18 protein-coding genes and 1 tRNA gene are annotated in these 21055 nt (G+C 68.1%); 9 read left to right on the forward strand and 10 right to left on the reverse strand.

Annotated features, from left to right (window positions below):
- Positions 1-10: 10 nt before the first annotated feature.
- Positions 11-4291: a cation-translocating P-type ATPase gene (locus DQP56_RS02350; protein WP_435673811.1), complete on the reverse strand. Its 4281-nt coding sequence runs from the start codon at positions 4289-4291 to the stop codon at positions 11-13.
- A 171-nt stretch (positions 4292-4462) separates the two neighbouring features.
- Here DQP56_RS02350 and DQP56_RS02355 point away from each other — a divergent pair, with 171 nt between their 5' ends.
- Complete coding sequence (locus DQP56_RS02355; protein ID WP_112683461.1) at positions 4463-4852, forward strand: ArsR/SmtB family transcription factor; 390 nt, start codon at positions 4463-4465, stop codon at positions 4850-4852.
- A 20-nt stretch (positions 4853-4872) separates the two neighbouring features.
- On the opposite strand, the gene DQP56_RS02360 is transcribed toward DQP56_RS02355, so the two are convergent.
- The gene (locus DQP56_RS02360; protein WP_112683402.1) at positions 4873-6105 is read right to left on the reverse strand and encodes a TetR/AcrR family transcriptional regulator; all 1233 of its coding nucleotides are present in this window, start codon (positions 6103-6105) and stop codon (positions 4873-4875) included.
- 82 nt (positions 6106-6187) lie between these two features.
- On the opposite strand from DQP56_RS02360, the gene DQP56_RS02365 reads away from it, so the two are divergent.
- The 5 genes from DQP56_RS02365 to DQP56_RS02385 are packed head-to-tail and all read left to right on the forward strand — an operon-like array spanning position 6188 to position 12260.
- Positions 6188-6961, forward strand: a complete 774-nt coding sequence (locus tag DQP56_RS02365; RefSeq protein ID WP_112683403.1) for an enoyl-CoA hydratase — start codon at positions 6188-6190, stop codon at positions 6959-6961.
- Complete coding sequence (gene fadD5, locus DQP56_RS02370) at positions 6958-8496, forward strand: fatty-acid--CoA ligase FadD5 (RefSeq protein WP_112683404.1); 1539 nt, start codon at positions 6958-6960, stop codon at positions 8494-8496. The genes DQP56_RS02365 and fadD5 overlap by 4 nt, the downstream gene beginning before the upstream one ends.
- Positions 8497-8504: 8 nt before the next feature.
- A complete protein-coding gene (locus DQP56_RS02375; RefSeq protein WP_112683462.1) occupies positions 8505-9734 on the forward strand; it encodes an acyl-CoA dehydrogenase family protein in 1230 nt (409 codons plus the stop codon).
- Positions 9735-10874 carry an acyl-CoA dehydrogenase family protein gene (locus DQP56_RS02380; RefSeq protein WP_112683405.1) on the forward strand — a complete coding sequence of 380 codons (1140 nt, stop codon included), beginning with the start codon at positions 9735-9737 and terminating at the stop codon, positions 10872-10874.
- 30 nt (positions 10875-10904) lie between these two features.
- Positions 10905-12260: a TIGR01777 family oxidoreductase gene (locus DQP56_RS02385; RefSeq protein WP_112683406.1), complete on the forward strand. Its 1356-nt coding sequence runs from the start codon at positions 10905-10907 to the stop codon at positions 12258-12260.
- Here the strand turns inward: DQP56_RS02385 and DQP56_RS02390 are convergent.
- The 4 genes from DQP56_RS02390 to DQP56_RS02405 all read right to left on the reverse strand — a co-directional run bounded on the left by DQP56_RS02390 (position 12257) and on the right by DQP56_RS02405 (position 15623).
- On the reverse strand, positions 12257-12649 hold the full coding sequence (locus tag DQP56_RS02390; protein WP_112683407.1) for a PPOX class F420-dependent oxidoreductase: 393 nt from the start codon (positions 12647-12649) through the stop codon (positions 12257-12259). The genes DQP56_RS02385 and DQP56_RS02390 overlap by 4 nt on opposite strands.
- 24 nt (positions 12650-12673) lie before the next feature.
- Positions 12674-14356, reverse strand: coding sequence for a GMC oxidoreductase (locus DQP56_RS02395; RefSeq protein ID WP_112683408.1), 1683 nt, complete (start codon positions 14354-14356; stop codon positions 12674-12676).
- Positions 14357-14457: 101 nt separating this feature from the next.
- On the reverse strand, positions 14458-14874 hold the full coding sequence (locus DQP56_RS02400; RefSeq protein ID WP_112683409.1) for a hypothetical protein: 417 nt from the start codon (positions 14872-14874) through the stop codon (positions 14458-14460).
- Positions 14871-15623, reverse strand: coding sequence for an SDR family oxidoreductase (locus DQP56_RS02405; protein ID WP_112683410.1), 753 nt, complete (start codon positions 15621-15623; stop codon positions 14871-14873). Before DQP56_RS02405 ends, DQP56_RS02400 begins: the two co-directional genes overlap by 4 nt.
- Before the next feature lie 162 nt (positions 15624-15785).
- Here DQP56_RS02405 and DQP56_RS02410 point away from each other — a divergent pair, with 162 nt between their 5' ends.
- Complete coding sequence (locus DQP56_RS02410) at positions 15786-16346, forward strand: ester cyclase (RefSeq protein ID WP_112683411.1); 561 nt, start codon at positions 15786-15788, stop codon at positions 16344-16346.
- A gap of 170 nt (positions 16347-16516) precedes the next feature.
- On the opposite strand, the gene DQP56_RS02420 is transcribed toward DQP56_RS02410, so the two are convergent.
- Positions 16517-17389, reverse strand: coding sequence for an alpha/beta fold hydrolase (locus DQP56_RS02420; protein ID WP_112683412.1), 873 nt, complete (start codon positions 17387-17389; stop codon positions 16517-16519).
- 81 nt (positions 17390-17470) lie between these two features.
- On the opposite strand from DQP56_RS02420, the gene DQP56_RS02425 reads away from it, so the two are divergent.
- On the forward strand, positions 17471-17995 hold the full coding sequence (locus tag DQP56_RS02425; RefSeq protein WP_112683413.1) for a CGNR zinc finger domain-containing protein: 525 nt from the start codon (positions 17471-17473) through the stop codon (positions 17993-17995).
- A gap of 140 nt (positions 17996-18135) precedes the next feature.
- Positions 18136-18208: transfer RNA gene (locus tag DQP56_RS02430), tRNA-Arg, on the forward strand.
- Positions 18209-18251: 43 nt separating this feature from the next.
- On the opposite strand, the gene DQP56_RS25800 is transcribed toward DQP56_RS02430, so the two are convergent.
- The 3 genes from DQP56_RS25800 to DQP56_RS02445 are packed head-to-tail and all read right to left on the reverse strand — an operon-like array spanning position 18252 to position 21053.
- Complete coding sequence (locus DQP56_RS25800) at positions 18252-19394, reverse strand: tyrosine-type recombinase/integrase (RefSeq protein WP_435673809.1); 1143 nt, start codon at positions 19392-19394, stop codon at positions 18252-18254.
- Positions 19391-19780, reverse strand: coding sequence for a helix-turn-helix transcriptional regulator (locus DQP56_RS25725; protein WP_112683414.1), 390 nt, complete (start codon positions 19778-19780; stop codon positions 19391-19393). The genes DQP56_RS25800 and DQP56_RS25725 overlap by 4 nt, the downstream gene beginning before the upstream one ends.
- A 25-nt stretch (positions 19781-19805) precedes the next feature.
- Positions 19806-21053 carry an FtsK/SpoIIIE domain-containing protein gene (locus tag DQP56_RS02445; protein ID WP_234825471.1) on the reverse strand — a complete coding sequence of 416 codons (1248 nt, stop codon included), beginning with the start codon at positions 21051-21053 and terminating at the stop codon, positions 19806-19808.
- Between the last annotated feature and the right edge of the window lie 2 nt (positions 21054-21055).

Consider the following 21055-nt stretch of genomic DNA (forward strand, 5'->3'; position numbering starts at 1 on the left):
CTCTGCGTTTTTACACGGTGGCCCACACGGTAGCGGCATCAACCGCCGTTGCGACATCCCGGGCAACCCCGGGGCGCAGCGGCTGCACACTGGCCGTCGAGCGAGTCGCCTCGGTGCCGCTGTCCGGCGCCCGCGAGCCGTCCCGGCGGGAGCGCAGCAGGTGGGGTGCCGCTGCGATCGCCAGCACCGCCGCGCCGGTCGACCCCAACGCCTGCGACCAGCCCAGCGGGCCCACCGGGGTGCAACCCAGCAGCTGGCTGATGCCGGGGATGCTGATCATCGCCGCGAAGGTCGCGAACGAACCGGCGGCGGTGAGCAACACCAACGGCGCGCGGGAATCGACCAGGGTCTGAGCCAGCTCGGTGGTGACCAGCGTGATCAATGCGACGGTGGCGGCACGCTGCGGACGTCCCGTCACCGAGGCCATCGCCCAGGCCGCGCTGGCGGCCGCCCCGGTGATCGCGCCGCGGACTGCGACGGCACGCATCAGCTTGCGTTCGTCGATACCATGCACGACGCGCTGCGCCGATCCGGCGGGCGTGCTCACCGCCACGGAGGTGGCCGGCAACGCGTCGGTCAGCATGTTCATCAGCAGCAGCTGGCGGTTGTTCAGCGGCGAGGTTCCGGTCAGGGCACTGCCGACGACACCGAAAATCACCTCCCCGACGTTGCCGCCGAGCAGGCCGGTCACCGCCAACTGCACCCCGCGCCACAGTCGCCGGCCTTCGTCGATGGCGTCCACCAGCGCGTCGATACGCCCGTCGGTCAACACGATGTCGGCACCGGCGTGCGCCGCGTCGCTACCGCGGGCCACCACGCCGAGTCCGACGCTGGCAGCCCGGATCGCCGCCGCGTCGTTGGCGCCGTCACCGACCATGGCGCAGACCCGTCCGCTGCGTTCCAGGGTCTGGACGACTTGCACCTTGTTCTCCGGGGACATCCGGGCGAAGATCACCCGCTCTGCCACGGCGCGTTCCTGGCCCTTGCGCGACAACGCATTCCATTCCGATCCCGTGATGACCTGCGCAGCGCCGACCGGCACCCCGAGTTCCGCGGCGATCGCGGTTGCGGTGATGGGGTGATCACCGGTGATGAGTCGAATGCCCACGCCCCGCTCGGCCAGGTCGGCCAGCAGTTGCGGTGCGGCGGCGCGCGGGGCGTCGGAGATACCGAGGAAACCGGTCAGGCTCAACCCGCTGCGGCACAGTCCGGTGATGGCGTCGGGATCATTGCGAAGCGACTGCACCTGCCCAGCGGTCAGCCGCCGGTGCGCCACCGCGATCACCCGCAGTCCCCCGGCGGCCAACTGCGCCACCGGGTCGCCGACATCCGGCCCGAGCCCGCGGCAGGCGGCCAGCACCACTTCCGGGGCGCCTTTGACCACCAACTCCCGGCCGGACACCGACGCCGAGAACGCGCGCCCGGAACGGAACGGCAGGTGGGCGTCCGGGGTCGACCACCGTGGGCCGGCGATGTCGGCGGCCGCTTCGATGACGGCCTGGTCGGTGGCGTGGGCGTGCAGGGCGCCCTCGGGGGCCGGTGCGGCATTGGCCGCGCAACGCAGCACGTCGTCGTCGCTGTGCCCCGCCACCGGGTGCACCGCCGTGACCCGAAGCCGGTTCTCGCTCAGCGTTCCGGTCTTGTCGAAGCAGACCACCTCGAGGCGCCCGAGTGCCTCCACAGAGCGGGGAATGCGTACCAGCGCACCGGATTCGCTCAGCCGCTGCGCCGAGGCGTGTTGAGCCAGGGTCGCCATCAGCGGCATCCCCTCGGGCACCGCCGCCACCGCCACCGCGATCGCGTTGCCCAGTGCCTGGCGAAGCCCCCCGCCGCGCAGCAGGCCGAGCACGCCCACCAGCAGCCCGCCGGCGGCGCTGGCGGGGAAGGCGCGGCTCATGAGCTGACTGAGCTGGTGTTGCAGGCCGACGACGGGCAGTTGTCCGGCGGCCAGTTCGGCGGCGCGGCGCGCTTGGGTGTCGGCGCCGACCGCGGTGACCAGGGCGACCGCGGTGCCTGCGACGACCGTCGTACCGGCGTAGAGCATGCAGCGCCGATCCGCGAGTTCCGCACCCGGGGTGGCCGCGGTCTGCTTGTCCACCGACAGTGACTCGCCGGTGAGCGAGGATTCGTCGACCTCGAGGTCGGTGGTCTGGATCAGGCGGGCGTCGGCGGGCACGACCTCATTGCTGCGGACCTCGATAAGGGCGCCGGGCAGCAGCCGATCCGCGTCGATCTCGCCGTAGCCTCCGCCGTCGTCGAGGATCCGGGCGGGCGGGGCCTGTTGCGCCAGCAGGCGATTCAGCCGGTTCTCGGCCTGGAGCTGCTGCGCGGCCGCCAGCATGCAGTTGCCGATCAACACCGTGCTGACCAGCATCGCGTCTACCGGCGAGCCGAGCATCGCGGTGGCCGCCGACGACAGCGCCAGCACCGGCATCAACGGATCGGACAGCTCGGCGCGCACCGCCTTGACGAACTGCCACACCATGGCGGGCGGCTGCTCAGCGAGTTCGGTTGCGGCCCTGCCCAGGTCGGGCGGCGGCAGGATGTCGCGAACCTCGTCGATGGACATCGTGTGCCATTCATAGGCCGGCGCGGGTCGCGGCGCTGCTGTCCGGGCCACCCCGCGGGCCAGCAGGTATCCCGAAACCAGCCCGGCCGCCGCCCCGGCGGTGACCGGCCCGGGGCCCCTGCCCCGGCCGGCCCGCACACCCGGAACCATGAGCACCGCACCGAGTGCGGTGGCGCCGGTGGACAACGAAATGCCCCGTTCGGTGGCCGCCCGTGCCGCCGGCAGCGCATGCAGCACCCGCCAGGCGCCGGTCAGATCCGCCAGCAGCAGGTCGGCGGCGAACGGCGGTGCAGTGGAGGCGGAATCAGGCATGACTCCGAGGCCGACATCGGCGCACGCCAACGCCTGCGCGGCGGTCGACGACAACACCGCCACGGTGCGCCCGTCCTGCTGCAGACCGGCCAACGCGGCCGCGAGAGCCTCGTCGAAGGCCCCGCCGCGGTCCGGGGCCAGCTCGTCGAACACCGGTCGCAGCTCGCCCAGCTCGGCCACGTCGAGGGTGACCAACTGCGCTCCGGAGGCCCGCGCCTCGGCCAGCAGCGCCGTCGTCAGCGGGTGGCGGGTGCCGCCGGCGAAGAGCACCCGGGGATCGATGAGCACCGCGTCGACCCGGTCGAGTCGGCGCAGCCCCTCCGGGCGCAGCGGCAGTGCCGCATGCTGCTCGACCAACGCTCGGCTCAGGGTCGCCGCAAACGCTTCGGTGGTGGTGCGCAGGGCTTTCGGCCCCGTCACCACCGCTGCGGTCGCGGCCACCGTGAGGCTGCGACTGAAGACGCCCGCCACACCGGCGCCGATCAACTGCACGAACGCCATCCGGTTGCCGTAGCGGTCGGCGGCCCCCTCCGGCAGGGGCACGGGGCGGGCGGGCAGCTGGACCTCGGCCTGCTCGGCGTGCCTGGCCAGCTGCGGCTCGTGGCGGCCCCAGGCCTGTGCTCCGGCCTGGTTCTCAGCGGCTTTGATGCCCTGCAACGCCAGATCCACCGCCAGCGCGGCCGGCGACAGCGTGGCGATGCGCGAACCGGTCGAGATCAGCGACAGCACCGTGTGGGCCGGGCCGGTACCGATCCGGTCGACCAGTTGGCGGCGCAGCCACGGCTGGTAGTTCACCAGGGCCGCTGCGGCGTCGACGGCGACGGGAGCCTGCGGTAGCCGCAGCGCCCATCCGGCGAGCGCGATGGCCAGCCCGGCGGCGTTGACCCCGACCATCACTCCCCGGGCTGCCAGCAGCAGACCATCGCCGGGTAAGGCGGCCGGCGCGGGGGCAGCCGGGATATCGGCGGCAGAACCGTCGTCCCGGCGGCACCGCCGTTCGGTCTCTGCGACTACGCGGCACAGGTCATTCAGCGAGGCCCGGTCGCCGTCGGCCGAAAGCTCCACCACGACCCGCGACAGCGGCAGGTTCAGCCTCGCCGACAGCACACCCGGCTGGGCGCCCAGCGCGTCGAGAACGTGGCGCCCGAGTTCTCCGCCACCGGGCAGTCCGCGCACCTCGATCCAGGCGCGGTCCTCGCCGCTCCAGCAGCGTCGGGTCAGCGATGCCATCTCGCCGGACCGCAGCCGGCCGGCTTCGCGAACCGGCACCGAGGCGACCTGCAGGCCGGCCGACGCGATGACGCCGACCGCTTCGGTGGCGGCCGAGGCGCCGCGAACCGTCGCGTCGACGAGTGTGGTGGTCGCCTGGATCCCCAAGGTGACCGGGCGTAGCAACAAGGATGTCCGGATCAAGTCGACAACAACCAATCGTGTGATCTGACGGTGGGCGCTGAGCGGCCCGGGCAGGTAACCCGCGGCAGCAACCGCCCAATTCTGTCGACACTTTGATGGTTACGCAACTATGCGAATGTGTCGTTCACCGAAGCCCGCCATGGGTGTTGGGCCAAAATGAATGCCGCCATGGCAAAACATCAAGAACGGCCACCCGAAGACATGACTTCCCCCAGCCGATCCGAAGAGCCGACCAGTCCGCAGCTCGCCTCGGCGGCCAGCACGTTCGCGCTGCTCAGCAGCCCGGCGCGGCTACACGTGCTCTGGCTGGCAGCGCAGGGCGCCTATGACGTCACCACCTTGGCGGGACGGGCCGGCATCAACGTCGCCACCATGAGCCAGCATCTGACCAAGCTGCGACTGGCCGGATTGATTCGCGCCAGGCGCGAAGGACGCCACCACATCTACACCGTCGACGATCCGCACATCCTGACGCTGCTCCAGCAGATCTTCGCCCACATCGCACCGGACGGCACCCTCGCGCCGGACCCGCCGTTAGGACCACGCGAGGATCGGTGACCCAGGCCTGAATGAGGCGGTCACGGTGCGAAAGTAGCGAGTCGGCTGGGCTCAGCGCCGAAAAGCACAGCCTCCATCAGGGTGTGGACCCGGGCCCGTTGCTCATCGGTGTCGTCGAAGTTGACCAGGCGGCCGATATCGACGACGAGGGCCAGCGCCGCATGGACACGAAACACCGCTTCGGTCTGTGCTGCCCCGACCTGCCCGAGCAGGTGGGCCCACTCGTTGACGTTCTGCCGTTGCAACGCCCGAAGATGGGTCTGGTCGCGCTCGGGCAGGTTGGCGAACTCGGCGAAGTAGATGTTGATCAGGTCGGGTGCGGCGAACGCCAGCGCGGTGTAGCGCTCGGCGATGCGGGTGGCCGCCTCGCGCGGATCGCTCGACTCGGCCAGCGCATCGGTGATGGCCAGCAGCAACCGGTCACTGGCACGCTGTAACGCGGCGACCAGCAGTGCGGCCTTGCCCGGGTAATAGCGGTAGGCACTGGAACCCTGCAAACCGGCGGCGGTGCCGATCTCCTCGATGCTGGCCTCGTAGAAGCCACGCTGCCCGAACACCCGAATGGCTTCGGTGAGCAGTCGTTCGCGTTTGGACGTGCTCGGCAGTCCCCGCTCGGATCGCCGCGGCACGGGACCGGCCGGCGCAGCGGGCAAGTCGACGGTCAGCACCGACCAGCACAACTCAGCCAGCAACGACTGCAGCGGCGCGGCGGCCAGCCGGGTCCGGTGCGCCGCGATGCTGCCGATGACGCTCAACGCCGCGGCGGCCAGCGTCACGGTGTCGGCGGCGGTGAGCCCCGGACGCAGCGCGGCCAGCGGTTCGGCCAGCGCGGAGTTCAGCGCGTCGTAGCTGCCCCGGATGCGCCCGCGATCCGCCGGTTGCAGGTAGCGCCGTTCCCACCGGTAGAACGCGCCCTCGCGCCGCATCCCGATAGTGGCCTCGATCAGCGCGCCGATGATCGCGCGCAACCGGTCCTGCGGCGACTGGTCCGGATCGTCGGCGGTCTGCGCCGCAGTCACCAGCGCCTGCGCGGTGTACTCGGCGGTTGCAACGAACAGCGCGTACTTGTTGGTGAAATGCCGGTACAGCGCCGGTCCGGAGATACCGACCTCGGCGGCGATCTCGTCGACGCCGACCGCGTGATAGCCGCGGTCACTGAAGGCGCGCGCCGCGGCCCGAACGATCTGCACCTTGCGGTCCCTGGGGCGACGCCGCACCGCGGTGGTGGCCGCGGATCCCCCGCCGGTGGTCACTGATCGCCCCCTCGTGTTGACAGTCCCGTACGATCCCCATAAGTTAACCCCAATTTACATTTTCGTCCACAGAGGAAGTGACGTGTTGCAGGCCCCGAAACTCACCGCCACCCGCGACGGCCGGATTCTGCGCGTGACGCTGACCAACCCGGAGCGGCTCAACGCGGTCGACTACGCGACGATGGCCGCCCTCGGCGACGTGTTCGCCGGAGCGGCCGCCGACCCCGAGGTGCGGGTCATCGTCATCACCGGTGAAGGCAAGGCGTTCTGCACCGGCGCCGACCTGTCGGCCACGGCCGGTGGCGTCACGCCCGACGAGGTGATGGATTGCGCCGGCCGGCTGGTCACCTCGATCGCCGAAACCCCGGTGCCGGTGATCGCGCGGATCAACGGACCTACCGCCGGCGTCGGGGTGGGCATCGCGCTGGCCGCCGACCTGATCTACGCCACCGAGCAGGCCTATTTCCTGCTGTCGTTCACCAACATCGGTCTGATGCCCGACGGCGGCACCACCGCCCTGGTCGCCGCCGCCGGCGGACGGGCCCTGGCCAACGAGATGGCCCTGCTCGGCGAGCGACTGCCCGCGACCGCGGCCAGGGACGCCGGACTGATCAACGCGGTGCTCACCGACGCGGAACTCGACGAGCGGGTCCAGCAGGCCGCCGAAAAGCTGGCCCACGGGCCGCGTCGCGCGCTGGAATTGACCAAACAAGCACTCAACGCCACCAACCTCGCATCACTCGAGGCCGCGCTGGCCCGCGAGAAGGCCGGTCAGGTGGAGCTGCTGGGCTCACCGGACTTCATCGAAGGCGCCACCGCGATGCTGCAGAAAAGAAAGGCGGTGTTCGCCGAATGACCGCACAGCCGTTGCGTTCCCGGCGCAACCACTGGATGAACCAGGTCGCGATTCACGCCGAGATGCGTCCGGACGCCGTCGCTTTCCGCTGCCGGGGCACCGACACCACCTGGCGCCAACTGCATGACCGATCGGAACGCCTCGCGGCAGCACTGTTCCGGCGCGGCATCGGCTTCGGTGACCGCGTTCTGATCGTGATGCTCAACCACACCGAGTACGTCGAGTCGGTGTTGGCGATCAACGCCCTGGGCGCCATCGCGGTGCCGGTGAATTTCCGTCTCACCGATCCCGAGATCCGCTACATCGTCTCCGACAGTGGGGCCAAGGGCGTCATCACCGATCAGTTGCTGGCGCCGCTGATCGATGCGGTCCGGCGGAACACCACCGGGCTCGAGGTGGCCGTCGTCCTGGGCGATGATTACGAATCGCTCATCAGCGAGCCGGGCGAACCGCATCCCGGCGCCGATGTGCCCGAAGACACCCCGGCGCTGATCATGTACACCTCGGGCACCACGGGAAGCCCCAAGGGCGCCATCCTGTCCCATTCGAATCTGCAGGCCCAATCGCTGACCTGTATCCAGGCCCTGCAGACCAGCCCGGACAGCGTCTATTTCTGCGCCGCACCGATGTTCCACATCGCCGGCCTGGGCAGCATCGCCCCCAACCTGGTGCTGGGCACCAAGACGGTGATCCACCCGCTGGGCGCGTTCAACGCCGCCGAGACCCTCGACGCCTGGGAGCGCGAGCGCGCCACATCGGTGTTCCTGGTACCGGCACAGTGGCAGCTCATCTGCGCGGATCCGACGGTGCGGCAACGGGACCTGGCTCTGGAGGTGATCAGCTGGGGCGCCGCTCCCGCATCGGACACGGTGCTGCGGGCGATGGCGGAGACCTTTCCGGACGCGCTCAACGTCGCGGTGTTCGGCCAGACCGAGATGTCGCCGATCACCTGCGTCCTCGACGGGAAAGACGCCATCCGCAAGCTCGGCTCGGTGGGCAAGGTGATCCCGACCATCGCTGCCCGGGTAGTCGACGAGAACATGAATGATGTGGCCCCCGGCGAGATCGGCGAGATCGTCTACCGCGGACCGACATTGATGCAGGGCTACTGGAACAAGCCGGAGGCGACCGCCGAGGCGTTCGCCGGCGAGTGGTTCCACTCCGGTGACCTGGTACGTGTCGACGACGAGGGCTTCGTCTACGTCGTCGACCGCAAGAAGGACATGATCATCTCCGGCGGCGAGAACATCTACTGCGCCGAGGTGGAGAACGCGCTGTTCGAGCACGCACAGATCCGGGAGGCGGCCGTGATCGGGCGAGCCGACGACAAATGGGGCGAGGTCCCGGTGGCCGTGGTCGCCGTAGTGGCCGAAGCTGCCGGCGACGCCCCGCTGACGTTGCGCGATCTGGAACCCTTTCTCAACGAGCGGCTCGCCCGCTACAAGCACCCCAAGGAACTCGTGCTGGTCGACGAGTTGCCCCGCAACGCCAGCGGCAAGGTGGTCAAACACCAGCTGCGTAAGACCTACGGCTAGGAGTGACAGTGGATCTCAATTGGTCGGCCGAGGAAGCGGCATTCCGCGACGAGGTTCGCACGTTCCTCGCCGAACACCTGACCCCGGAGCTGCGTCGCGCCGGAACCCTGATGACGAGTGTGTACGCCGATCACGAGGCGAGCATGCGCTGGCAGGCGATCCTGCACGAACGCGGCTGGGCCGCACCGGCGTGGCCGGTCGAGTACGGCGGCTGCGACTGGACACCGTTGCAGCACTACATCTTCAGTCGCGAATGCGCGCTGGCCGGCGCGCCGATGCTGTCGCCGATGGGTATCAAGATGGTGGCCCACGCGATCATCGGCTTCGGCACCGCCGAGCAGAAGGACTGGTTCCTGCCGCGGATCCTCACCGGCGAGGTGTTCTTCTGCCAGGGCTACTCCGAGCCGGAGTCCGGCTCGGACCTGGCCTCGCTGTCCATGGCGGCAGTCGATGACGGCGATCATCTGGTGTGTACCGGCAGCAAGATCTGGACGACCCACGCCGCGCAAGCGAACTGGATCTTCTGCCTGGTCCGCACGTCGCGCACCGGCAAGAAGCAGGAAGGCATCACCTTCGTGCTGATCGACATGACCACACCGGGTATCGAGATCCGGCCGCTGGTGATGACCTCCGGTGAGGAGGTGCAGAACCAGGTGTTCTTCGACGAGGTGCGGGTGCCGAAGGCCAACGTGCTGGGGCGGATCGACGACGGCTGGACCGTCGCGAAGTACCTGCTCAACTTCGAGCGGGGCGGGGCGATGGCCCCGATGCTGCAGGTGTGGGCCGACGCGGTGGCCGACCAGGCGGCCGGGCAGCCCGGTCCGGACGGCACCCCGCTCACCGACGATCCGGCGTTTCGGCTGCGGCTGGCCGATGTCCGGATCCGCACCGACATCTTGGAGATCCTGGAATTCCGCACCATCGCCGCGCTGGCCAAGGGCCACGACCCGGGGCCTGCGGCCTCGATGCTGAAGATCCTGGGCACCGAACTGAGTCAGACAATCACCGAACTGGCGCTGGAGGCCGCCGGTCCGCGTGGCCGCATCTATCAGCCGCACGCCACCATGCCCGGCGGGCCGGTCCCCGACTTCGTCGCACCGGACAGCGGCTACGTCAGCGGCCAGCCGTGGCAGGCGGTTGCCCCGCTGCGCTACTTCAACGACCGCGCCGGCTCGATCTACGCGGGCAGCAACGAGATTCAACGCAACATTCTGGCCAAGGCAGCATTGGGGTTATAGATGGACTTCTCGTTCACCGACGAACAGGAACTGCTGCGCACCACGGTCGACAAGTTCCTCGCCGACCGCTACGACTTGGAGCGCAGCCGCGCTGCGGCCAAGACGGGCACCGGCTGGCAGCCGAACATCTGGCGCGCCTTCGCCGACGATCTGGGCATCCTCGGGGCGACCCTGCCCGAGAGCACCGGCGGCCTGGGCGGCGGGCCCATCGAGCTGATGATCATCACCGAGGCGCTCGGGCATGCGCTGGTCATCGAGCCGTTCGTCGAGACCGTCGTGCTGGCCGGCGGGTTGTTGCAGCGCGCCGGCGGACCGCACGCCGAAGAATTGCTGGCGCGGATCGCGGCCGGGAACGCGGTCGTCGCGGTGGCCGTGGAGGAACCCGCCTCGGCCGGGACCTGGCATGACGTGACCACCACGGCGCGCCGCGACGGCGATCACTGGGTGCTCGACGGCGCCAAGATCGCGGTGTCGTCGGCGCCGCTGGCCAGCCAGCTGCTGGTGACCGCCCGGACGTCGGGTGCACAGCGGGACACCGCCGGCATCTCGCTGTTTTTGCTCGACTTGAACCAGACGAGTGTGGCCATGGAGCCGTTGCGCACCATCGACGACCGCCGGGCCGCCGATCTGACCTTCGACGGTCTGCGACTGCCCGCCGACGCGCTGTTGGGCGCCGAGGGCGACGCGTGGCCGGCGCTGGAGCAGACCGCCGACGAGGCCACCGCGGCGATCGTGTCCGAGGCGGTGGGTTGCCTGCGACGGGTGCTGGCCGACACCATCGACTACACCAAACAGCGTCAGCAGTTCGGCCAGCCCATCTCGTCGTTCCAGGTGTTGCAGCACCGCATGGTGGACATGTACTTGGAGGTCGAACAGGCCGTCGCCGCGCAGTACCTGGCGATCATGAAGCTCGACGCCGAACCGGCGGAGCGGGCCCGGGCGGTGTCGGCGGCCAAAGCCACCGTGGCTCGCGCCGCCCGGTTCGTCGGGCAGAGCGCGGTGCAGACCCACGGTGCGATGGGCATGACCGAGGAGTTGGCGCTCGGCCACTACTTCAAGCGGCTGACCGCGATCGAATACCAATTCGGTTCCCGCGACCGGCACCTGGCCCGGTATGCGGGCCTGACCGCGATCCGCTAACCGCGCCGTCGCTGCCGGTAGCGTCGAGACATGGGTCTGGTTTTCTCCAGCACGGTGGCGGCGCCGCAAGCGGAAGTGTTCGCCTGGCATGAGCGGCCGGGAGCGTTCACCCGGTTGAGCACGCCGTGGCAGCAGATGCGGCTGATCGCCGAGGCCGACTCGGTGCGCGACGGCACAGCCGTACTGGCCCTTCCGGGCGGGCTTCGCTGGATCGCCGAACACCAGGCGGCCGGCTATGACCCGCCTCGGCGGTTCGTCGATGAGCTCGGTGGTCATGGCTTGGCGTCGCTGCCGACCAGGTTGGCGATGCGGTGGCGGCACACCCATGAGTTCGACGATCTCGGCGAGGGTGTCACGCGGATGACCGACGTGATCGACACCCCGATACCCGGGTCGATGCTGCGACCGATGTTCGTCTATCGGCATCGGCAACTGGCTGACGACATCGCCGCCCATCGCCGCGCCGGACAGCACGGGCTGGGGCCCATCACGGTGGCCGTCACCGGGTCATCCGGTCTCGTCGGCTCGGCCCTGACCGCGTTCTTGAGCACCGGTGGCCATCGGGTTATCCGGTTGGTGCGACGTGCCGCGGGCAGTTCCGATGAGCGGCAATGGAACCCCGATGATCCCGACCCGGAGCTGTTGGCCGGTGTGGATGCGGTGATTCATCTGGCCGGGGCCTCGATCGCGGGCCGCTTCACCGCCGGGCACCGGCGGGCGATCCGTGACAGCCGGATCGGGCCGACCCGCCGGCTCGCCGAGTTGGTCGCCCGGGGCACCGACGGGCCGACCACACTGGTCTGCGCTTCTGCGGTCGGCTACTACGGTTATGACCGCGGCGACGAGGTGCTGACCGAGGACAGTCAACGCGGGGACGGGTTTCTCGCCGATGTCGTCGCCGACTGGGAGGACGCGCTCGCCCCGGCAGCGCAGTCCGGCAAGCGGGTGGTACGGATCCGCACCGGTATTGTGCAATCGCCGCGCGGCGGGACGCTGCGGCTGCTGCGGCCGCTGTTCTCCGCGGGGCTGGGCGGGCGACTCGGCGACGGCCGGCAGTGGCTGTCGTGGATCGGGATCGACGATTTGATCGACATCTATCACCGCGCGCTGTGGGACACCGGCCTGTCGGGAGCCGTCAACGCCGTCGCCCCGAATCCGGTGCGCAACAGCGACTACACCGACACCCTCGGCCGCGTACTACACCGGCCCACGATGCTGCCGGTCCCGCGGCTGGGGCCACGTGTGCTGCTCGGCGACCAGGGTGCGCGTGAGCTGGCGCTGGCGAGCCAGCGGGTGCTGCCCGCGCGGTTACGCGATGCCGATCACCGGTTCCGGATGCCCGAACTCGAACAGGTGCTGCGGCATCTGCTGGGCCGCACCGGCTAGGAGGCCACCCCGGTAGGCGCGATCTCCAAACCGATGTGAACCTTGTCGATCCCACCGCGCACGACCGAGTGCGGAACGAACCACCACGCGTGCCACCAGTAGCGCTTGACGACCGCGCCGTAGACGCGCCTGGTCTCACTCTTGGGCAGCACCCGGGCCACCGCCTCGACCGGCTCGCCCTTCGGCGCACCGAGCACGCCGCACTTCTGGATGGTCACGCGTGGCGTGTGGCGGATGCGCCTGGTCTTCCATGAGCCGTCATCGGTGATCACCAATAGTTTGCCGTCGTCAGGCGCGGCCCACACCGCCGTCGGCTTGGCCCTGCCGTCCTTGGTGAAGGTGGTCAACAGCAGGTACTTCTCGCGGTACACGTCAGCGAACGTCGGCATCGCGCCAGGATAGCGCCGTGCGTCCTACCCCGACGGCGTCAGCGGCAAGCGCAACGCGCCCGGGGCGCTGTCGGGCACCGTCGGGTGCTGTGGGAACACCGGCGCAATGCGGCGATACGGCGCCCCGAGCGGTGGACGGGGGTCCGGTTCACCATGGTTGGGCCACAACGCCATGGCCCGTTCGGCCTGCGCGGTGATGGTGAATGACGGGTTGACCCCCAGGTTGGCGGTGATGGCCGAACCGTCGACGACATGCAGGCCGGGGTGGCCGAAGACCCGTTGATAGGGGTCGATGACACCCGTTTGCGCGGAGTCACCGATCGGGCAGCCGCCGATGAAGTGCGCCGTCAGCGGGATGTTGAGGGCGTCGAGGTAGGTGCCGCCGGCGAACCCGCCGACGTGATCGGCCATGCGTCGCGCCACGTCGTGCGCGATCGGGATCCAGTCCGGATTAGGTTCGCCCACACCTTGTTTCGCGGTCATGCGAGTGCCGAACAGGCCACGTTTGCGGTAGGTGGTCAGCGAGTTGTCCAGCGACTGCATCACCAGGATGATGATCGAATGTTCGGAGGCGCCGCGCGGGAACATGCTGTGCAACATCATCGTCGGGTGCCGTGCGATGGTCAGCATCAGCCGGGCGAAACGCCAGGGGCCGCCGTCGACCAGATGGGTGCCCATCATCGACAGCAGGTTGGATCCCTTGCCGTAGCGGCACACCTCGACGTGGGTGTTGGCCTCCGGGTGGATCGACGAGGTGATTGCCACGCCCTGGGCGAAGTCGTCGCGGTCGGGCGCGAACACCACCGGCACCTCTTCGGAATTGGTGCGTGTCAGCTCCCCCAGCCGCGGGGACAGCTCCGGCAGTGATCCGGTGTCGCGCAACTGGTGCAGCAGCCGCTGGGTGCCCAGTGATGCGGCGGCGAACACCACTTGGCGCGCGGTGAAATCCCGCTTGTGCTTGCGCAGCCACCGGCCGGTGCGCACCGTGCTGACGAGGTAACCGCCGTCGCCGTCCGGGCGCACATCGGTGACCATGGTCAGCGGATGGATCTGCGCGCCGGCATGTTCGGCCAGATACAGGTAGTTGGTCTCGGTGGTGTTCTTGGCGTTGTGCGGGCAGCCGGTGAAGCATTGTGCGCAGCCGATGCAGCCGGCGCGCTCCGGTCCGGCGCCGCCGAAGTACGGGTCCGCGACCGTCTTTCCGGGTACGTCACCGAAGAACACCCCGACGTTGGTGGGGTGGTAGGTGTCTTCGACCCCGAGCTCACGGGCCACCGCCAGCAACACTTCATCGGCGGGGGTGGTGTGCGGGGTGGGCGTCACCCCGAGCATGCGCCGGGCCTGCTCGTAGTACGGCGCGAGTTCGGCTTTCCAGTCGGTGATGTGCGCCCACTGCGGATCGGAGTAGAACCGCTCCAACGGCTCGTAGAGGGTGTTGCCGTAGATCAACGATCCCCCGCCGACCCCGACCGCGCTGGCGATGAACGTCTTGCCCAGCACGGTCAGCCGTTGCGGGCCGAAGCAGCCCAGTTTCGGCGCCCACATGGCCTTGCGGACGTGCCAGTTGTTGGGCGGGAAGTCGGTGGGGGCCCAGCGCCGGCCCATGTCCAACACCGCGACGCGGTAACCCTTCTCGGTAAGGCGCAGTGCCGCCACACTGCCGCCGAAACCCGAGCCGATCACCACCACGTCGTAGTCGTATGCCATTGCAGGATCCTTGCTGCGTTCGCGCGGGCACGGTCGTATGCCGGTAGTGAATCACGATGCCGACCGGGGTGATGACGCTTTGATGGTGCCGCGCTGTCCGGTTACCCCGTTGCGCGGCCGCGGACGGGGACGAGCAGCAGCAGCGACACCACCAAGGCCAGGCTGAGGGCCACGGCGTTGAGTGTGGCATCACGCGGGCCGTACAGGTGCAGCATGCCGAGGTGGTAGATCAGGTGCAGCAGGTTGAACACCGACCAGCTGACCGCCGTGATCACGATGACGGCGCGGTTGCCCAGGTGGTACAGCGCCAGGGCGCTCAGCACCGCCAGCGCCAGATACATGCCACCGACGTCTTTGGCGAAATGCTCGTTATAGGGGCCGAGCACCGGCAGCCACCTCATCCCGAGACCGGGAAAGGTGTCATACCAATGCAGCGGAGCGACATATGCCCACCCCCCGACACCGAGCCCCATGATGGTCAAGACGATCAGGCACAGGCGATGCACGATGCGTTTCACTTCTCCTCCTCGGTGAGCGCGGCCAGCCACTCGGCATAGGTCTGGCGGCCGCGTGGCCCGGGCCCGGTGGGCAGCAGGGCGCCGGTGGCCATCGCCTTTCCGGCCGCGCCGGGCACCCGAAGCGGAAGGACGAGCCGGTGCTCACCACGCCGCCGGATCAACTGCCGGGCCATGTCGACCACCGATTCCACCCGCGGGCCGGCCAGCTCCGGCGCCATCTGCCGGGGTTCCCCGGTGGCGAGGTCCACCAGGTGGGCGGCGACTTCGCGGACGGCGATGGGTTGCGAGCGCATCTTCGGGACCGGCGCGATCGGGCCGGGCAGCTGTGCGAGGACTTGGGCCGCGAATTCATGGAATTGGGCGGCCCGCAGGATCGTCCACGGCACGGCTCCGGCCTGCACCACCTCCTCTTGACGCAGCTTGCCCTGGTAGTAGCCGGTGGGCGCTCGGTCGATGCCGATGATCGACAAGGCGACGTGGTGGCGAACTCCGTTGCGTTGCGCAGCGGCCAGCAGGTTGGCCGTGGCGCTGCCGAAGGAGGCCTGCGCTTTTCTGGCGTTCATGGTCGCGAAGTCCGTGACATCGATGACGGCGTCGACGCCGTCGAGCGCGGCGTCAATGCCGGTGTTCGCGATCAGGTCGACGCCGTGCGCGCGGGCGAGAATCACCGGTTGGTGCCCCTGGCCGCGAAGTTGGTCGACGACGTGGCGTCCGGTCTTGCCGGTTCCGCCGGCAACCGCGATCTTCATGAATGGTCTCCTTCCCGGTCGGGCTACGAGTACTGACGAGGTAGCCCGGCCGAATGTGACGCGGTGAGCCTGCTGGCGCGGCGATCAGCCCATTCTCGCCGACAACGGCGGCGCGCACCGGCAGGATCTGTGCACAGCAGGGTGCATCTGTCTGGAGGTTTCATGGCTGATCGCTTCACCATCCCGCCCGCCGAGGTGTTGCGGGCGCGGGAGAAACTTGTCCTCGACCACTTCCACGACGAGGTGCGCCAGGACTGGGACGAGGTGCTGGCCACGTTTCCCCACCCGCACTACGAGATCATTCCCACGCTGACCGTGCACGACGGCGATGCCGAGGTCCGCGACTACTACCGCGACACCCGCATCGCCTTCCCCGACCAGGACCACGAGATCATCGCGCTGCGCCACAGCGCCGACGCGGTGATCGTCGAATTCTGGCTGCTGGGAACGCATCTGGGTCCGCTGGGAGCGATACCGGCCACCGGGTCGCGGCACCGCACCCGGATGACGGCCTACTTCGTCTTCGACGAGCACGAGACGCTGGTCGCCGAACGGATCTACTTCGACACGCTGTCGATGCTCAAGCAACTCATCGGCGGACTCAAGCTGCGCGACCCGCGCAACTGGCCGTTGGTGTTCCGCGGGGTGCGCGGGCTGCTGGCGATGGCGGCCGAGCCGGACCCGCTGCTGGTCAACACCGTGGCGGCCGATTTGACCGACTGATCACGGGCCTCAGTCGGCGACCACGACGACCATCTTGCCGGTCGCCTCTCCAGCCTCCATGACCCGATGCGCGTCGTCACGATCACCCGGGCGCCGGCTTCCACGGCCAGTTTCGCCGTAGCCTGAATATCGTTGGGGCGTGCTATTTTTCGCGAATTCACTCGCCGGAGTCACCGCCCGCTCACCCGGCCCAAGAAGTCCTTGATCAGGTCGGCTACTTCGTCGACAGCGGTCTCGAGCAGGAAGTGACCGCCGTCGAGCAGATGGATCTCCGCGTCGCGTGCGTCCCGGCCGAATGCCCGGGCGCCGTCGGGGCCGAAGATCGGGTCCGACTTCCCCCAGACTGCCAGCACCGGGACCCCGCTGGTGCGCAGATACTCGTGCAGCGCGGGGTACATCGGCGCGTTGGTCGCGTAGTCCCGGAACAGCCGGAGCTGAATCTCGTCGTTGCCCGGCCGCGACAGCAGTGCGTTGTCCAGAGTCCAGGTGTCGGGGCTGACCAGTGACTCATCCGGCACGCCGGTCAGATACTGCCATTTGACCGACTCGGCATCGAGCGCGGTGCGGATGGCCGCTTCGGTCTCGGCGGTCTGCTCACGCTGGTAGTCCCAGACGGTGGTCCAAAAGCTCTCGATGAAGCCATCGTCATAGCCGTTGCCGTTCTGCGTGACGATCGCGCTGATGGATTCGGGCCGGGACAGCGCCAGCCGCCAGCCGATCGGCGCGCCGTAGTCCTGGACGTAGATCGCATACCGGGTCAGTCCGAGCTGGTCGAGCAGCCCCTCGGTGAGTTCGGCGAGGGCGTCGAAGGTGTAGTCGAACTCGGCCGCCGACGGTGCGTCGGAGTAGCCGAAGCCGAGGTGATCGGGGGCGATGACGTGGTACTCGCCGGACAACCGGGTGATCAGCTCCCGGAACATGAAAGAGCTGGTCGGGAAGCCGTGTAGCAGCACGATCGCAGGCGCATCGGCGCTTCCGGCCTGCCGGTAGAACAATCGTCGCCCGTCGACGTCGGCGTACTGGTGCCGTACCGAAGCAACCATGACTAACTCCTTAAGTAGTTTTTGATAGTTAGAAGTCAAACACCCGAGGGTGTAACCTGTCAATAGATTTTTGGAGGTTATATGGATATCGTGGCGGCGGGCCCCGACGACGAGCTGCTGCTCCTGGACTTGCTCAACACCACCCCCGTCATCGACGGTGCGGCTCACGACGAACTCGAGGACCCCGCCACGGCGCAGGCCTGGCTGAGCGCACACGGCGCCGCCCTCACCCAGGCGCAGCTGGAGGAATTGATCGAGGTACGCACGGCGCTGCAAGCGGTGGTCCGCGGAGACGACGATCCTGCGGCGTTGGCGCCCTTCCTCACCGGAGTCGCGTTGCGCCCGGCTGTATCTGACGACGGCATCTCCTGGGCGCTGTCCACCGCCGAGGCCTCCGAGGTCGCCGCCCGGGCGATCCTGGCCTGGGATGCGTTACGGATCTCCAGCCCGGGACGGCTGCGGGCATGCGCTAATGCCGACTGCCAGCTGTTCCTGATCGATCGCAGCAAACCCAACACCGCGCGCTGGTGTTCGATGGCGATCTGCGGCAATCGCATGAAGGCACGCCGGCACTACCAGCGGCGTAAGGCGACAGCCACCGACTGAGGCCCGGCACGCCGATGACCCGTGCCGCCTCCTGGCCCGCCCGCGAATCACCGCAAGCCCGGGTACCGCGAGCACCGGATGGCCGACTACCATGAGCTGTCCCATTGGGCCTGTTGCCAAGAGGCTTCGACAAGCCCCGCGCCCCCGTAGCTCAGGGGATAGAGCACGGCTCTCCTAAAGCCGGTGTCGGCAGTTCGAATCTGCCCGGGGGCACTCACCATATCTGCACGTCAGCGAACCTTTCCGAGACATTGCCCTACGTCCCTTCACTCCCTTCTGGTCGGTGTTTGGTCGGTGATTGTTCGGTATCAGGCGGCACCGCCTGGTTCGCGATTGCGCGCCGCGCCGCGGTATCGAGGCGCTCAGCAACATCGTCGAGATCACTCGGGAAGAGGCCCGCGTAGTGGTTAAGGGTGGTCGCAGCCGACTCATGGCCAAGTAGGCGAGCCACGGCAACCACTGAGGCCCCGGCTTGAATGGCCAGCGATGCAGCCGTGTCCCGCAAGTTGTGCGGCGTGATGTTCAAGTCCAGCGCATCAACAGCATCATCGAAGACATCACGGCGGAAGTTCCGGTTACGTAATGGTGTCTCGTTTGCTGAGGGAAACACGAGGCAGTCTTGTCTGTGATCTGCCCCAAACTTACTGAGCTCCTCTGACACCACAGCCGGGATTGGCACCGTGCGGGCCTGATGGTCCTTCACCGGCGAGCTCTCACCCTTCGGCGCTTCCTCCGAGTACGCACGTGCGACGCGCAACGTCTTAGCCGCCAAATCAACGTCAGCCCAACGCAGCGCAGCGAGCTCGCCCCACCGGAGACCGCAGTAGCCCGCAACCAGTACCAGCAGCCGATCTCGAGGTACTTTCAGATGGTCGGCCAGCCGCCACAGGTCCTCATGGCTCAGGGGCCGCGGATCGTTCCCGCGGACCCTGGGCAGGCGGATCCCAGCAGCAGGGTTGCGGTGAATTGCCCCGTCGCGAACCGCGTAGTCGAACACCCGCCTCAGGACACCAAGCGAATGCCGAGCGGTCGCCGGCGATTGCTTGCGGGAAATATCAGCCGCCCACGCCTGAACTTCTGACGGCCTCACTGACACCAGTGGACGCCGGCCAAAGGTGCTCGCAATCTGCCTCCCGATAACACCGCGGATCTTCCGTTCTGTCGCCGGTTGCCTGGCCGGCTGCGCCCGCATCCACGTTTCACACCACTCACGGACCGGCCGCTCGCCAGCTTTGGGGTCCGCCCAGGACCCCGTCTTCAGAGTCTCAACCTGGCGCCGTTCCCATTCCTGCGCGTCACGCTTGCGATCGAATGTCCGCGAGGCAACGTAGCGGCCCCGATAGTAGACGCGAGCACGGTATACACGCGCGCCTTTCGGGCCGCTTCTAGCCTCAATCACATTGCTTCCAACCGTGATTCGCGTCGCCGATCTAGCCAGTCATCCACTTCCGCAACGTCCCACCGGAGCGCACTACCAATACGGATCGCCGGCGGCCCCTCGCCCCTCAGCCGCCACGACCGGATACAGCCAACACTTACCGTCAAGCGCTCGGCCAGCTCATCAATCGTCAACAGCCCAGCTGGCCGATGAACGCTCGCCCCTGCCCGGACCTCAGTAGCCATCGGGGACATCTCCTGAGCCGCCAACGATCTCACGCGCCGCCATCCGGCGGCTTGTGGCCGACTGTTGTGGTTGCTGATGCGTTCGTACCTCAGCACCGAGCCGCTCTTTGTGCACATCCACCTCGGCCCGGCCCACCGGAGGACGTTCTGCCGGCTGCGCATCCAAAGTCATCACCGTGGCGCCCCGTCAACTCGTAGGGACGCTCGGCGCCGGCAGCGCCGGGAGCAGCTGCCATGGGTCACTCACCAGCCCTGAATAGTGATGCGTGTAGGCGGCCACCACGGACTCAGTAACGAATGGAGCACGGAACCGTCGAAACTGCCCGTCGACATACGCGACGCCCAAGCCAGACGTTGCTCCCAGGGGCGAAGCATCGGTATCGCCCCGCCAATCGTCACCCAACACCGCCGTCGCCGCGTAGGTCGACTGAACCCCGAAGCACACCCTTAGCGATGCGTTGTCCCTGATATCGGTAGGCAACGATTCGGCCGTGGGCTTCTGTGTCGACAGAATCGTCACGACGCCGGCCGAGCGACCCTTCCGAACCAGATAGCTGACTGCGGCATGTATCTCCGCCCCGATAGCCTTCTTTTCCTTGGTCACCAGTTGACGGGGATCGAGGAACGTCTGACACTCATCCACAACGACGAACACCAACGGCGCCCAGGGCGTCGGGCCTCTGTCCCAGAAATTCGACGACCCGAACAACTCGTGGGCATGTCGAATCCGCTCACGCACAAGACATGTCGTGCCCTTGAGAATCGCTGCGATACCCTCCAAATCAAGGTCATCATTCAGGAACCGACAACTCCGATGCCGCAGACAACCTAGGTCATGTCCGCCCTTCCCATCGATGACAACAAACTGAACAGCCGGTGAAGCGCTGAACGTGGCCAACGTGCTCGTGAGCCACGCGGACTTTCCAGATCCCGGGACGCCACCCACCACGACGCCCGAAACATTGCTCAGCGCGAGCGCGCGGTGGACGCCGATCTCATCAACCCCCAAGCCCACCGCCCAACTCCTGGCACTCGGCACGGACGGCAGCTTGTATGGCTGCCGCAGCGGATCAACTGCTCTCAGCTGTAGCTCGAATACCCCAGGCTCCGGCTCCTCCACGACCACGACGGGTACCCCAATCGCCGAGGCCAGCTTCCCGGAGGTGGACTGCCACTGCCTGAGATCCTGGCCGGGCAGCCCAGCGAATCTCGCGCAGGCGCCATACGGAGCAGGAATCACCGATATCAATTCCGGCACAAACGATTTGGCATACGTGCGACGTGTCGGCACGCGCTTACTAACCGCGCCCTCAGCCAACATAGACCACATGGGTCGTCGGACAGGAAGAACTCTATTGAGGCCGACGAGCTCGAGCGTGGCAACCGTCCATTTGCTGTCTACCAGCCGGCCGACTGCCGTGGCGACCGCTGGCATGT

Origin of the sequence: Mycolicibacter senuensis, from assembly GCF_003284925.1 — a bacterium.
Classification (GTDB): Bacteria; Actinomycetota; Actinomycetes; order Mycobacteriales; family Mycobacteriaceae; genus Mycobacterium; species Mycobacterium algericum_A.

What these genes read in the sequence shown, in the direction of transcription:
- DQP56_RS02385 (WP_112683406.1), top strand. Translation starts at nt 10,905, where the DNA reads ATGGGTCTGGTTTTCTCCAGCACGGTGGCGGCGCCGCAAGCGGAAGTG.
- DQP56_RS02445 (WP_234825471.1), bottom strand. Translation starts at nt 21,053, where the DNA reads ATGCCAGCGGTCGCCACGGCAGTCGGCCGGCTGGTAGACAGCAAATGG.
- DQP56_RS02410 (WP_112683411.1), top strand. Translation starts at nt 15,786, where the DNA reads ATGGCTGATCGCTTCACCATCCCGCCCGCCGAGGTGTTGCGGGCGCGG.
- DQP56_RS02405 (WP_112683410.1), bottom strand. Translation starts at nt 15,623, where the DNA reads ATGAAGATCGCGGTTGCCGGCGGAACCGGCAAGACCGGACGCCACGTC.
- DQP56_RS25725 (WP_112683414.1), bottom strand. Translation starts at nt 19,780, where the DNA reads ATGCGCAGCCGGCAGAACGTCCTCCGGTGGGCCGGGCCGAGGTGGATG.
- DQP56_RS02395 (WP_112683408.1), bottom strand. Translation starts at nt 14,356, where the DNA reads ATGGCATACGACTACGACGTGGTGGTGATCGGCTCGGGTTTCGGCGGC.
- DQP56_RS02355 (WP_112683461.1), top strand. Translation starts at nt 4,463, where the DNA reads ATGGCAAAACATCAAGAACGGCCACCCGAAGACATGACTTCCCCCAGC.
- DQP56_RS02420 (WP_112683412.1), bottom strand. Translation starts at nt 17,389, where the DNA reads ATGGTTGCTTCGGTACGGCACCAGTACGCCGACGTCGACGGGCGACGA.
- fadD5 (WP_112683404.1), top strand. Translation starts at nt 6,958, where the DNA reads ATGACCGCACAGCCGTTGCGTTCCCGGCGCAACCACTGGATGAACCAG.
- DQP56_RS02425 (WP_112683413.1), top strand. Translation starts at nt 17,471, where the DNA reads ATGGATATCGTGGCGGCGGGCCCCGACGACGAGCTGCTGCTCCTGGAC.
- DQP56_RS02390 (WP_112683407.1), bottom strand. Translation starts at nt 12,649, where the DNA reads ATGCCGACGTTCGCTGACGTGTACCGCGAGAAGTACCTGCTGTTGACC.
- DQP56_RS02380 (WP_112683405.1), top strand. Translation starts at nt 9,735, where the DNA reads ATGGACTTCTCGTTCACCGACGAACAGGAACTGCTGCGCACCACGGTC.